We start from the raw sequence: 11,984 nt of genomic DNA, 5'->3' as shown, positions 1-11,984 counted from the left end.
CCCGCTCAGTCGATCAGCGCACGCTCCCGCAGCTCGCACGACAGCGCAGCGGCGCCGGTGAAGTGGACCGCATCCATGCCGGCCGCGCGGGCCGCGTCGACGTTGGGCAGGGAGTCGTCGACGAACAGCACGCCGTCGAGCGGGTGCCCCAGTCGGCGGCCCAGCACCAGGAAGATCGCCGGGTCCGGCTTGGCGACGCCTTCCACCCCGGAGACGATGACGTCGTCGAAGAGGGCGAACACCTCGGGGAAGCGCTGCGGCGCGTGGGGGAAGGTCTCGGCCGACCAGTTGGTGAGGGCGACCAGTCGGTGCCCGCGCGAGCGCAGCGCGCCCAGGATCTCCGACGTGCCCGGGACCAGCTCTGGCAGCGCGAGCGGGAAGTTGCGCCGGTAGGCCGAGATCTCCGCGGCGAGGTGGGGATGGGCCTCGATGGCCGCGGCCTCGGCGTCGTCCCACGAGCGTCCCGCGTCCTGGGCGCGGTTCCACGCGGCGAAGTCGAACTCCCCACCGTGCACGAAATGCTCTGCGCGCTCCGGGCCGACGGCTGCCGCGATGGGCGCCACGGGATCCCACACCACGACGACGCCGCCGAGGTCGAACACCAGCGACTTCACACCGACCTCCTCACGACTGCGACGACGGCTCCGCGAGCCGTTCCGACGCCGAGCCGCCATGGGGTCGACCGTACTGCTCCCTACCGCTGGAGGGGCTCGTCGAGCAGGTCATCTGTAGCGGCACGCAGCTGCAGCCTCGGTGTGCTCACTCGTCCGCCGAGCAGCGGGTAGTCCCGCATGGGGCTCATCACTCTTCGCACCCGCGAGGGGCATCGGCGCCAGCCGTCCCGGGTGGCTGCCCCGTCCTCGCGAGCGGCGGCGGCGCCTGCCACCGGGTTTCGGGGGCCCGCCGCTGACAGTGTCGCGGACGCCGACGCCCTTCGCCCGGAACGACTACCGGTCCTGGAGCTGGTGCTCCTCGACGGCCGCCTCTCGGGTCGTCTCGTCGATGTAGGCCTGCGCCCGGTCGTCCGGCAGGCGCATCCGGTACGCCATGACGTAGATCGCCAGCGACACGACGAAGAGCACCGGGATGGCCGTGCCGAACCCGATGACCCCGAGGCCTCCGTCGTAGTCACCGAGCCACGACACGAGCGTCAGGGCTCCGAGCCAGGGCAGCACCCAGAAGCCGGCGCGAAGGTCGAGCGACTGCCCACGGAGCACGCCCGTGGCCGAGAAGACTCCGAGGAGGACGAAGCCGATGAGCACCGCGACCATCAGCTTCCAGTCGGTCTGCCAACCGGACCAGTAGACGATGAGGTTCGAGCCCCAGAACGCGAGGAACGGCACCGCGTGGCCACCGGGCAGTCGGAAGGGACGCTCGGCGTCAGGCACCTGCTTGCGCAGTGCAGCGAGCACGAGCGGACCGGACGCGAAGGACAGCACGGTGGCCGAGGTGATGAAGCCGACGAGCTGCTGCCAGCTCGGGAACGGCAGGAACGCGATGAGCCCGATGACGAAGGCCAGGACAAGGCCGATCACCGGGGCACCGCGCTCGCTCGTGCGTCCCAGCGCCTTGGGCGCGTTGCCGTTGCGGGCCATCGCGAAGGAGATGCGCGAGGTGACGGTGGTGTAGATCAGGCCGGTGTCGCCGGGAGAGACGATGGCGTCGATGTAGAGCAGCACCGCCAGCCAGCCCATGCCGAGAAGGGTCGCGAGCGCAGCGAGCGGCCCGAAGTCGTTCTCGAACGCCAGCTTCGCCCAGCCGCCCGAGGACGTGAGCGTCGAGGGCTGCAGTGCGCCGATGAACGCGACCTGCAGCAGGATGTAGATCACGGCCGTGATGAGGACCGACCCGATGACCGCCAGGGGCACGTTGCGCCTGGGGTTGTCGGTCTCGCCGGCCAGCTCGATGCCCTGCCGGAAACCGAGGTAGGAGAAGACGATTCCGCTCGTCGCGATCGCGGTGAAGACCCCGTGCCAGCCGGACGGGGTGAACCCGTGGCTCGTGAAGTTCTCGCCGTGGAACGCCGAGAGGAAGAACGCGACGATGACGAGCACGATGATGAACAGCTTCCACGAGACGAGCGCGTTGTTGATGCGCGCGAACCAGCGGACGCCGTAGTAGTTGATGACGACGAAGACGGCCATGAGCACGACCGCGGCCGCATACCCGAGCGGCGTCAGCGTGTAGACCGGCTCGCCGTCGATCATGTGCTTCGTGGTGAAGTCGGCGTACTGCGTGCCGTACTGCAGGGCCGCCTCGACCTCGATGGGAGCCGTGGTGCCCACCGCGACATAGGTGATCCAGCCACTCGTGAAGCTGGCGAAGTTGCCGAACGCCATGTGCGGGAAGCGGACCACGCCCCCCGACAGCGGGAACATCGTGCCGAGCTCGGCGTAGCAGAGCGCGATGAGCAGGATGAGGACCGCCCCGAACACCCACGAGATGATCGCCGCCGGCCCGGCCTCCTGCGAGGCGTTGAGAGCGCCGAAGAGCCAGCCCGAGCCGATGATCGAGCCGACGCTGGCGAAGAGCAGCCCGACGACTCCGACGTGTCTCTTCAGGACCGGTGTCTCCTGCTGCTGCGGTTTGGTCTCGACCGTGGCCATCGGCTGCCTCTCGTCGTGGGTCAGGTCGTTGCGCCGGTGCAACGATGCCAGCGACCCACCTACCCGGACCCGGACGAACCCAACCAAAGCCCCCACGGGCACTGCTGCTCCACCCCTGGGTGGAGATCCGCGGATCAACCCGTCGGTCGACGCGGCGCCACTGCCCCGATCCCTACCGTCCTTCTCAGCGCTCGTCACCCCGGCGGCGCGGAGAGGAAGGTATGTCGCTCGCCCAGTACGCCCTCAATCTCGGGCTCCTCGTGTTCATCCTCGCCAGCAACCTCGGCACGCGTCCGGTGACCCGCCGCCGGCTGGTGCAGCCCCTCGTGCTCGTCGTCGTCGCCGCGGCCGTGTTCCTGCGGGACGTGCCCACGCTCGGCAACGACGGCCGCCTCGAGGTCGTCGGCCTCGTGGCCGGTCTGCTGCTCGGCGTCCTCGCGGGCCTGCTGGTGACGGTCCGGGAGCGTTCGGGAACGGTCGTCATGACGGCCGGCGTCGCGTACGCCCTCCTGTGGATCGTCGTCATCGTGGGCCGCATCCTGTTCGCCTACGGAGCGGACCACTGGTTCACCGCGTGGATCCGACGGTTCTCCGTAGAGAACCGCATCACCGGTGCCGACGCCTGGACCGCCGCCTTCATCCTCATGGCGCTCGCCATGGTGGTCGCCCGGGTCGCCGTCACCTGGGTCCGGGCCGCCCGCGTCCGGCGGAACGCCTCCCAGGCGCCCGTGGCGGTGGCGGCATGACGCCGCTGCGCCGAGCCCTTGCGCTCTGGGTCGCGGTCCTGACCCTCGTTGCCGCCGGGGGCGTCCTCACCCTGGTCCTCCTGCCGGACGTCGGGGCGACGATGCGGGCGCTGCTGGTGACCGAGGTGCTCTTCGCGGCGGTCCTGATCGCGCGGGCCCGGTGGTGGAGCTGGGAGCAGGTCGGGATGACGCGCCCGGCACTGCGCTCCCACCGCGGCGTGCTGGCCTTCCTGACCGTCGTCGCCCTGAGCCCGCTGGTCGGGGGCATCCGGACTCCGGCGGACGGCATCCTCGTCCTGCTCGTCGGCTACGCCCTCACCGGGTTCACCGAGGAGCTGCTGTGGCGCGGCATCGTGCAGCACGAGCTCCGCCCGCTCGGGCCCGTCCGCAGCGTGCTCCTCACCGCTGCCCTCTTCGGGGCCTCGCACCTGGCGAACGTCTTCTTCCGCGACGGTGTCGTGATCGTCCTGGCCCAGTGCTGGGGAGCGTTCTGCTTCGGTGTCGCCTACGGCGCCGTGCGCAACCGCATCGGCAGCATCGTCCCGCTCATGGTCCTGCACGCGGTCACGGATCTCGCGGCCGCCGTCGGTGCGCTGCCCAAGATCCCCGTGCTCGTCGCCGAGGACGTCGTCCTGCTGACCTTCGGCCTCGTGCTGCTGGCACGCGACCGACGTGTTCTACATGACCGGGACCGGCACGGGGAGCTGGCCGTAGGGTGACCTCACGATGAGCACAGCGATGCCCGGCAGAGGCGCTCCGGCGCCGGTCGCCACCTCCATCGACGACCGGCGCTGGCGCCGTGGAGTACGCGCCCTGGGAGTCGTCGCGGCAGCTGCGACGGTGGGCGCCACCGTGCAGGACCTGCCGGGTTCCACTGCCACCGCGCTCCTGCTCGCGGCGGCTGCACTGTGGCTCGTGGAGCTGCTCGCCACGCCACGGGACATCCGCTTCGAGGCCGCCCTGCTGGTCCTCGTCGGGCTCGCCGGTGCCGCCCTCAACGCCGTCGCGGCCGACTCGGCCGGCTTCCTCTTCGCCTACTTCGCCGCCGCTGCGATCGGGTTGCGACTGCCCACCCGCATCGCCGTCATCACGATCGGCACCGTCGTCGCCGCCATGGCGATCGCGATCGTCGCCCGCGGCGGCGGCCACACGGCCTCGTCCCTCGCCGCCGACCTGCTGGGCGTCGCCTTCGCCGGCTCGGTTGCCGCCGCCACGCGCAGCGCCCGGCAGGCGCACGCTCGATCCGCCGCGCTGGTGGCCGCGCTCGAGGAGTCGAGGGCTGCGCAGGCCGAGACGGCCGCCCTCGCCGAGCGTGCCCGGCTCGCCCGCGAGATCCACGACATCCTCGCGCACTCCCTGTCCGGGCAGGTGATGTCCCTCGAGGCCGCGTCGCTGCTCGCGCAGCGCACCGGCGCCGACGAACGCGTACGCGTCCAGATCGACCGTGCCCACCAGCTGGCGCGCGCCGGGCTGGTCGAGACGCGGCAGGCGATCCACGCCTTGCGTGGCCAGGAGCTCCCCGGCACGCGGCGCATCGCCGAGCTCGTCAGCGAGGCCTCGCGGACCCACGGCCTGGACATCGACCTGACGACGACCGGGACACCACGCGACCTGGCAGCCGAGGCCGGGCTCACCCTCTACCGCGCCGTCCAGGAGGCACTCACCAACACCGCCAAGCACGCCGGTGCCGGAGCCCGCAGCAGCGTCCGCATCGACTGGGGCGAGCACGAGGTCGAGCTCACCGTCACCGACCGGCGGAGCACCGCAGAGCCAGCTCCCGTGGGGGTACCCGGGAGTGGCTACGGCCTCACCGGCCTGCGCGAACGAGCCGAGCTCGCCGGCGGCCGGCTCGACGCCCACCCGACGGCTGACGGGTTCGTGCTGCACCTGACGCTCCCCTGCACCGACACTGCGGCCGGTGCCGACCGTGCCCACGGTGCCGACCGAGCCCACGGTGCCGACCGTGCCGACGGGGCGGCATCATGACCGCCACCGCTCCGGTCCGGGTCCTCGTCGTCGACGACCAGCGCATCGTCCGCGAGGGCCTCACGACGCTCCTCGGCCTGCTCGACAGCCTGGCTGTCGTCGGCTCCGCAGGAGACGGCTACGCGGCGCTCGACCTGGTCGAGCAGGACGCGCCTGACGTCGTGCTCATGGACCTCGACATGCCGCGCCTGGACGGCATCGAGGCGACGCGCGTCCTGGCCGACCGCCACCCGGACCTGCCTGTCGTGGTCCTCACGACCTACTCCGACGACGAGCGGCTCCTTGCAGCACTGCGGGCGGGGGCACGCGGTTTCCTCACCAAGGACGCGGGCTGTTCGGAGATCGAGGCGGCGGTGCTGGCCGCCGCGGGCGGGAAAGCGGCCCTGGCTCCCGACGTGCAGCTGCGCCTGCTCGACGCACTTCGCTCCGGAGCGCACGCCGGTGTCCCCGAGCGACCCTCGACACCGCCGGTCGGTGACCTGTCCGACGACGTCCTCGAGGGTCTGACCCAACGCGAGAGGGACATCGTCGGGCTCGTCGCCGAGGGACTGTCCAACAGCGAGGTCGCCGAGCGGCTCTTCGTCTCGACCGCGACCGTCAAGACACACATCAACCACATCTTCGCCAAGACCGGCGTACGCGACCGCGCCCAGCTCGTCGCGCAGGCCCTTCGCCACGGGCGAGGCTGAACGGCGAACGAGCGCGGTCCTCAGCCGATGAGCGGCCGGCGCGTGGCGCCGACCCGCACGATCTGCTTGCCCAGCGGCATGAGCGAGACGGGGATCAGCTTGAAGTTGGCGATGCCGAACGGGATGCCGATGACCGTGATGCAGAGCGCGATGCCGGTGACGACGTGCGCGATCGCCAGCCAGATGCCGGCGAGCAGGACCCAGATGACGTTGCCCAGGAGGGAGCCGACACCCGCCGTGCCCTTGTCGACGACGGTGCGGCCGAACGGCCACAGCGCGTAGACGCCGATGCGGAAGGAGGCCACCGCCCACGGGATCGTGATGATCGGGATGCAGAGCAGGACGCCCGCGGCGACGTAGCCCAGGAACAGCCAGAACCCCGCCAGCACGACCCAGACGAGATTGAGCAGCGTGCGCATGCCCTCATCCTCCCACTCGTCGCGCGGGCTCCCCCGCGGTCACCAGGGTTTCGGGTAGGTGGACGAGCCGTCCCCGGGGACCGTGTTGTCGTTCCCCTGCTGCTGGTTGCGCTCGATGGTGTTGCGGCGCTGCTGCTCCTTCAGGTAGTCCTGCTCCTCCTGGCTGGGCGTCTTGCCCGGGTCGGGGGTCGGCGCCGGCTGCGTCGGTGCCGGCTGCGGCGCCGGCTGGCCCTGTTGCTGCTGGTCCTGCGGCGGCGCGTCCGAGCGCTTGGTCTCGAGGCGCTGCTGCGCCTGCTTGAGCTGCTCGCCGGTCTGACCGCCCTCGGGTGCCTCGCAGAGCGGCGGTCGCTCCTTCGTGATGGCGATTCCCTTGTCGTAGAACTGCTTCCACTCGTCGGTGCGCTCGCGCGCCTTGGCGGCGTCCCCGAGTGCTTCGTACGTGAGCCCGAGGTTGACCCTCACCTTGCAGTCGTCGATCCCGCCCTTGGGGACCTCGGCGAACGCCTGCTCGAACCATGGCCGGGCCAGGTCGAAGTGCCCCGAGAGCACGTGCGCGTCGCCGATCGCGAAGGGCGACCGGAACTGCTCCACGACGTTGACCCACCCCTGCCGCTCGCCCCACATGAGGGTGCGGGGCTTGTCACCGGCCTGGTATGCCGCGAGCGTCTGGGCGTGGACGAGGTTGAGTGTCATCAGGCGCGCCGCCACGAGCACCAGCAGCGCCACGAGCGGAGCCGAGGCGAGCAGCAGCCGGCGGCGTCGCCGTCGAAGGTGGGGTGGGAGGGGGCGGCGGCGCGCGCGGCCGGCGCGCGGGCGCAGTGCCAGGCGGCGGCGTACGCCCGTCTCGGTGGCGCCGCCACGCGCCGGCCGGGGCTCGTCGAGCAGGGTCACGGGCGGGCCTCCCTCCGTCGCCGGGTCTGGAGCAGGGCCGTGACGGCGGCGCCGACCTCCCAGGCGGCGATGCCGGCCAGGCCCAGGAGCAGCGGCCAGTAGAGCTCGCGGCGGGCGAGGACCTTCTGCCTCTCGATCTGCTGGCTCGTGCCGAAGCGCTCGAGGTCGATCCCGTCGACCGCTGGGCTGATGTCGTCGCCCTGCTGCCGGTGCAGGTAGGGCACCCCGAGCTGTCCCGCGATCGACCTCAAGGTGTCTTCGCTGATGACCGAGCGGGCGTCCTCACCGGTGCTCGGATCCTTGATGTAGCTGCCGCTCGTGTCGAACCGCGAGCGGGTGGCCTTCATCCGGCCGCCGCTGCTCGTGCCGTAACCCAGCACGGCCCCGCCGTTGACGAGGCGCTTGTCGATGTCGAAGGGCGCCGGCGGCTCGGCCGCGGTCTGCTCTCCGTCGCCGAAGTAGTAGACGACGCGTCCTCGCTCCGGGGCACGCGCGTCGGACTGCTGCAGCAGGGTCTTGAGCCGCTCGTTGGCCTCGGTGACCGACGAACCGCGTGACACCTCGTAGGACTCGGGCAGGAGGGTCTCGACAGCGGCGTCGAGGGCCGTGGTGTCGGTCGTCAGCGGCAGGCGCACGCGGGTGTCCTGGTCGAAGGTGACGACGCTGTAGCGGGCGCCGGGCAGGGCCGCGGCGATGGCCGAGATGTCGGCGGCGACGCCCTCGATGCGGGGACGGTCGTTGCCGTAGTCCTGGGCGATGATGCTGCTGGTCGTGTCGACGACGAAGTAGACGTTGAGGTTGGCGGCCGTCGTGTCCACCCGCTCGCCTGCCACGGCGGGCCGCAGGGCGGCGGTCGCCAGCAGGACGACCGCGGCCGTCAGCCGCCAGTGGGTCGCCCGGGACTCCCCTGGGACAGACCGCGACGCCGGGTTCCACCAGACCGCCGCCAGGGCGGCGATGGTCAGCACGAGCAGGACCGGCCACGGCGCAACGGGCAGCAGGGTCATGATGCCCACCTCCGGCTGGCGCCGATGACCCCGAGGAGCCCGAGGCCCGCGAGGGCGATGGGCAGCGTCGGGTTGTCCGAGTACAGGGAGCGCGACGCGGCGTCGATCAGGGTGGCCTCCTGCGCCTCGACCGAGTCGACGATGCCCCTGATGGCGGTCTGGTCGCTCATCGGGAAGTAGTGCCCGCCCGTGTCCGTGACCAGCTCCCTCATCTGCACGGCTTCCTCGTCGGGCCCGTTCTCCTCCGGGTTGAGGCCGTAGACCCGCACCCCCTTGGCCTTGGCCAGCTCGGTCGCCTGCTCGACGTCGATGATCGGCCGGCCGGCCAGGTGGTTGTCGGTGGCGAAGACGACCGAGCGCGCGCGTTGGGTGTCGACCTTGTCGAAGCTGGACACGCAGGTGGCGAGGCCGTCGCCGATGAGGGAGGTGCCGCGGCCGTTGAAGGTGCCGGCGAAGAACGACTCCGACTCGGGGTCCCCACCGAGGGCGCGGGCGGCGGTGTCGAGCTCGTCGTTGATGAAGTCGTAGTCATCTGTGAGGGGGAAGACCGTCGCGGCGGAGCTGTTGAAGATCACCAGCCCGATGCGCTCGCCCTCGAACCTCTTGACGAGCGTCTTGAAGGTGGACACCAGGGTCGCGTCATAGGCGGCCATCGAGCCGGAGATGTCGAGGCACAGCATGATGTCGCGGCTGCGGGTCTGGGGCTTGTCGATTGTCGTGTCCAGCGGTCGAGCCGCACCGACCAGGGCCGCCCCGCCGAGAAGCACCGCGCTCAGCGCCAGCACCGCCATCCGGACACGGTGCAGCCGCAGGGCACGCTGGTACTCGGGCAGCGAGGTCAGGGCCTCGGAGTTGGCGACGGGCGCCGCCGCCCGGGCCGACCTGCGCGACAGGCGCCGGTGCACGGCATACGCGCCCAGGATCGCGACGACGGTGCCGACGGCGAGGACGGCGGGCCACTCGAGGTCAGGGCCGTTCAGCTCCACCGGGCCACCACCTGCTTCGCCACCGTGCCCGCGCCGACGAGCGTGGCCGTCTCACGCGGACCGAACTCGCCCGGGTAGAGCGCGCCGACGACCTCGGAGACGGGGGTCAGCCGGGGGCCCCTCTCGCTGAGCTCGGTCAGGGTCATCGTCGGGGCCTCGATGCCCGACACCTCCTGCACGAAGTGGCGCACGAGGACGCTCAGCTGCTGGTGGGCCCGGCGCTGGCTGACCTGGCCGGCCGCCGCGCGGACCAGCACGGCGTCGATCCGATGGGTGTACTCGGCCCGCAGCTCGGCGAGGCGGTCGGCCGCGACCGGGGTTGCCTGCGCGACCTTCCGCTCGCGTGTCGACCACCACACGAAGGCGTACCAGAGGGCGACGAGCGCGAGGACCGCGATGCCGACCCACAGCCACCGGCCGGCATACGGGTCGGGGGCGTAGAAGCCCGGCGGCGGCGCGTCACCGGCGTGCACGACGCTGCCGTTCGAGCAGGGCGAAGACCGTCGACACGACCTCGTCGGACGACCCGAGCCGCGCGTGGTTGATGCCCCGTCGGTCGAGCAGGGCCGTTGTGCGCTGCACGCGCTCGGCCACCGAGGTGGCGTACGCCGCCCGCACCCTCGGGTCGAGCCGCACGAGCGTCGGGAGGGTGTACGTGTCGGCGACGTCGTATGCCGTCCGGTCTCCCCCGATGGCCGTGGGATCGGCGTCCTCCACCGTGAGCCAGAGGATCTCGTGCTGCACGTGCAGGCGGCGCAGGAGGTCGTCGAGCGCCGGGTCGAGCTCCTTGTCGTCGGCGACGACCAGCAGCACCAGGCGACGACGGACGTTCCGCACGACCCACCGCAGCTGCGTGGCCAGGTTGCTCTGGTCCCCGTCCAGGACGGTGGCCGCGTCGATGGCACGCAGCAGCAGCTCGAGGTGCGCCTCGCTCCCCCGCAGCTCGTGGGCCACCGTCGAGGCTGCGGTGCCGCGGACGAGGCCCACGAGGTCGCCGTGGCGCTCAGCCAGGTAGCCGACCAGCCCGGCGGCGGCGATGGCCACCGACTTCTTCGGCTCGCCGCTGCGCGTCGCCGCCGCCATGCCGCGCCCGGTGTCGACGACGAGCAAGACGTTCTGCTTGCGGGTGGCGACGTAGCGCTTGACGAGCGGCGCCTGGTGGCGGGCCGTGGCGCGCCAGTCGATGTCGCGCACCTCGTCGCCGGGCACGTAGTCGCGCAGGTCGTCGTAGTCGAGGCTGCGGCCGTGGAAGACCGACGAGTACTCGCCCTCGAGGAGGCTGCGCGACCGGCGCCGGGCGTGCACGAAGAGCTTGCTCTTCACCCTCGTCAGCAGCATCGTCGTCATCTCGGGTCCTCGTCCGGTCGCCGGTCAGGGCGTGCGGATCCCGCCGATCATGGCGTCGATCACGGTCTCGACGGCCACGTCGTCGGCAACCGCCTCGAAGCCCAGCGTGACCCGGTGCCGCAGCACGCGGTGCGTCAGCGCCTTCACGTCGTCGGGGACGACGTGGTTGCGCCCGTCGATGAGGGCGCGGGCACGGGCGGCGCTCGAGAAGGCGATGCTCGCGCGCGGGCTCGCGCCGAACCCGACGTATGCCGCGAGGCGCGGCTCGATGTAGTCGCGCGGGTGACGCGTGACGTAGCCGATGCCGACGATGTAGTTGACGATGGCGGGGTCGACGTAGACGCGACCGACGAGGCCCTGCAGGCGTCTGACGTCCTCGATGGACACCACCGGCTCGGATGCCGCCACGAAGACGCCGGAGTCGATGCGCCGCAGCACCTCCGCCTCCTCCGCCGGCGACGGGTAGTCGAGGATGTCCTTGAGCATGAAGCGGTCCATCTGGGCCTCGGGCAGCGGGTAGGTGCCCTCCTGCTCGATGGGGTTCTGCGTGGCCAGGACGAGGAACGGGTCGGGCAGGGCGTAGCTCTTGTCGCCGATCGAGGTCTGGCGCTCCTGCATCGCCTCGAGCATGGCCGACTGGGTCTTGGCGCTGCTGCGGTTGATCTCGTCGAGCAGCACGAAGTTGGCGTGGACCGGTCCGAGCTGGGTCTCGAAGGTGCCGGCGTGCTGGTTGTAGACCTGGGTGCCGACGATGTCGCTCGGCAGGAGGTCAGGGGTGCACTGGATCCGGTGGAAGCGCCCGCCGACGGCCTGCGCGATGGTCTGCGCTGCCGTGGTCTTGGCCAGTCCCGGCACGCTCTCGAGGAGGACGTGCCCTCCGGTCAGCAGGGCGATCAGCAGCGTCTCCTGCAGTCGCGACTGTCCGACCACCTTGGCGGCGTAGGCCTCGGAGATGGCGCCGACGGTGTCCTTCGCCCAGGCCAGCTCGTCGGTGGTGAGATAGCGAGCCGGTGCGGGCAGCGCGTCAGGCGAACCGTCAGGCTGGCCCGACGGCTGGACAGACGGCTGGCCCGACGGCTCGGGGAGGTCGACGGGGAACGAGGGCCCGTCCGGTGGCGCTGCAGGCGCGGCCCCATCGGTGTTCTCCGGCACGGTGAAGTGGTCGTCCGCGACCGACTCCTCGGCGTTGACGTTGGCCACCATCGACTCCCCTTCTCGACGTGCCGGTGAGGTGAGTCGCTCCGGCAGGGACTCATCGTAAGCACGGACGCTGTGGCGCAGGGGTGGTGTCAACAGTCCCGGGCCCC

The 11,984-nt window shown here is 71.4% G+C and carries 13 protein-coding genes; 4 read left to right on the top strand and 9 right to left on the bottom strand.

Annotation, left to right across the window (positions count from 1 at the left end; translation table 11 throughout):
- Nucleotides 1–5: 5 nt before the first annotated feature.
- Both ABD241_RS05830 and ABD241_RS05825 read right to left on the bottom strand, forming a co-directional pair.
- Nucleotides 6–614: an HAD family hydrolase gene (locus ABD241_RS05830; RefSeq protein ID WP_344059353.1), complete on the bottom strand. Its 609-nt coding sequence runs from the start codon at nucleotides 612–614 to the stop codon at nucleotides 6–8.
- Between the two features lie 333 nt (nucleotides 615–947).
- The gene (locus ABD241_RS05825; protein ID WP_344059351.1) at nucleotides 948–2,606 is read right to left on the bottom strand and encodes an APC family permease; all 1,659 of its coding nucleotides are present in this window, start codon (nucleotides 2,604–2,606) and stop codon (nucleotides 948–950) included.
- Between the two features lie 221 nt (nucleotides 2,607–2,827).
- Between ABD241_RS05825 and ABD241_RS05820 the strand changes: the two genes are divergently transcribed.
- The 4 genes from ABD241_RS05820 to ABD241_RS05805 are packed head-to-tail and all read left to right on the top strand — an operon-like array spanning nucleotide 2,828 to nucleotide 6,027.
- On the top strand, nucleotides 2,828–3,352 hold the full coding sequence (locus ABD241_RS05820) for a hypothetical protein (protein WP_344059349.1): 525 nt from the start codon (nucleotides 2,828–2,830) through the stop codon (nucleotides 3,350–3,352).
- Entirely contained in the window at nucleotides 3,349–4,071 is a 723-nt protein-coding gene (locus ABD241_RS05815) for a CPBP family intramembrane glutamic endopeptidase (protein ID WP_344059347.1), read from the top strand. The genes ABD241_RS05820 and ABD241_RS05815 overlap by 4 nt, the downstream gene beginning before the upstream one ends.
- A gap of 7 nt (nucleotides 4,072–4,078) precedes the next feature.
- Nucleotides 4,079–5,338, top strand: coding sequence for a sensor histidine kinase (locus ABD241_RS05810; RefSeq protein ID WP_344059345.1), 1,260 nt, complete (start codon nucleotides 4,079–4,081; stop codon nucleotides 5,336–5,338).
- A complete protein-coding gene (locus tag ABD241_RS05805) occupies nucleotides 5,335–6,027 on the top strand; it encodes a response regulator transcription factor (RefSeq protein ID WP_344059343.1) in 693 nt (230 codons plus the stop codon). Before ABD241_RS05810 ends, ABD241_RS05805 begins: the two co-directional genes overlap by 4 nt.
- A gap of 20 nt (nucleotides 6,028–6,047) precedes the next feature.
- On the opposite strand, the gene ABD241_RS05800 is transcribed toward ABD241_RS05805, so the two are convergent.
- Genes ABD241_RS05800 through ABD241_RS05770 form a run of 7 tightly spaced genes read right to left on the bottom strand, consistent with a single transcriptional unit; the run spans nucleotide 6,048 to nucleotide 11,880 of the window.
- A complete protein-coding gene (locus tag ABD241_RS05800) occupies nucleotides 6,048–6,446 on the bottom strand; it encodes a YccF domain-containing protein (RefSeq protein ID WP_344059341.1) in 399 nt (132 codons plus the stop codon).
- A gap of 39 nt (nucleotides 6,447–6,485) precedes the next feature.
- Entirely contained in the window at nucleotides 6,486–7,337 is an 852-nt protein-coding gene (locus ABD241_RS05795; RefSeq protein WP_344059339.1) for a tetratricopeptide repeat protein, read from the bottom strand.
- On the bottom strand, nucleotides 7,334–8,344 hold the full coding sequence (locus ABD241_RS05790) for a VWA domain-containing protein (RefSeq protein ID WP_344059337.1): 1,011 nt from the start codon (nucleotides 8,342–8,344) through the stop codon (nucleotides 7,334–7,336). Before ABD241_RS05790 ends, ABD241_RS05795 begins: the two co-directional genes overlap by 4 nt.
- Nucleotides 8,341–9,330 carry a VWA domain-containing protein gene (locus ABD241_RS05785; RefSeq protein ID WP_344059334.1) on the bottom strand — a complete coding sequence of 330 codons (990 nt, stop codon included), beginning with the start codon at nucleotides 9,328–9,330 and terminating at the stop codon, nucleotides 8,341–8,343. Before ABD241_RS05785 ends, ABD241_RS05790 begins: the two co-directional genes overlap by 4 nt.
- The gene (locus ABD241_RS05780; RefSeq protein WP_344059332.1) at nucleotides 9,321–9,803 is read right to left on the bottom strand and encodes a hypothetical protein; all 483 of its coding nucleotides are present in this window, start codon (nucleotides 9,801–9,803) and stop codon (nucleotides 9,321–9,323) included. Before ABD241_RS05780 ends, ABD241_RS05785 begins: the two co-directional genes overlap by 10 nt.
- Entirely contained in the window at nucleotides 9,790–10,677 is an 888-nt protein-coding gene (locus ABD241_RS05775; RefSeq protein ID WP_344059330.1) for a DUF58 domain-containing protein, read from the bottom strand. The genes ABD241_RS05780 and ABD241_RS05775 overlap by 14 nt, the downstream gene beginning before the upstream one ends.
- 24 nt (nucleotides 10,678–10,701) lie before the next feature.
- Nucleotides 10,702–11,880, bottom strand: coding sequence for an AAA family ATPase (locus tag ABD241_RS05770; protein WP_344059328.1), 1,179 nt, complete (start codon nucleotides 11,878–11,880; stop codon nucleotides 10,702–10,704).
- Nucleotides 11,881–11,984: the final 104 nt, after the last annotated feature.

The organism is Terrabacter lapilli (genome assembly GCF_039531305.1).
Lineage (GTDB): Bacteria > Actinomycetota > Actinomycetes > Actinomycetales > Dermatophilaceae > Terrabacter > Terrabacter lapilli.
This window is presented reverse-complemented; position numbering and strand designations above follow the sequence as displayed.

Coding starts and splice junctions, on each gene's coding strand:
- ABD241_RS05815 (WP_344059347.1), top strand. CDS start 3,349: ATGACGCCGCTGCGCCGAGCCCTTGCGCTCTGGGTCGCGGTCCTGACC.
- ABD241_RS05800 (WP_344059341.1), bottom strand. CDS start 6,446: ATGCGCACGCTGCTCAATCTCGTCTGGGTCGTGCTGGCGGGGTTCTGG.
- ABD241_RS05820 (WP_344059349.1), top strand. CDS start 2,828: ATGTCGCTCGCCCAGTACGCCCTCAATCTCGGGCTCCTCGTGTTCATC.
- ABD241_RS05775 (WP_344059330.1), bottom strand. CDS start 10,677: ATGACGACGATGCTGCTGACGAGGGTGAAGAGCAAGCTCTTCGTGCAC.
- ABD241_RS05790 (WP_344059337.1), bottom strand. CDS start 8,344: ATGACCCTGCTGCCCGTTGCGCCGTGGCCGGTCCTGCTCGTGCTGACC.
- ABD241_RS05805 (WP_344059343.1), top strand. CDS start 5,335: ATGACCGCCACCGCTCCGGTCCGGGTCCTCGTCGTCGACGACCAGCGC.
- ABD241_RS05770 (WP_344059328.1), bottom strand. CDS start 11,880: ATGGTGGCCAACGTCAACGCCGAGGAGTCGGTCGCGGACGACCACTTC.
- ABD241_RS05825 (WP_344059351.1), bottom strand. CDS start 2,606: ATGGCCACGGTCGAGACCAAACCGCAGCAGCAGGAGACACCGGTCCTG.
- ABD241_RS05810 (WP_344059345.1), top strand. CDS start 4,079: ATGAGCACAGCGATGCCCGGCAGAGGCGCTCCGGCGCCGGTCGCCACC.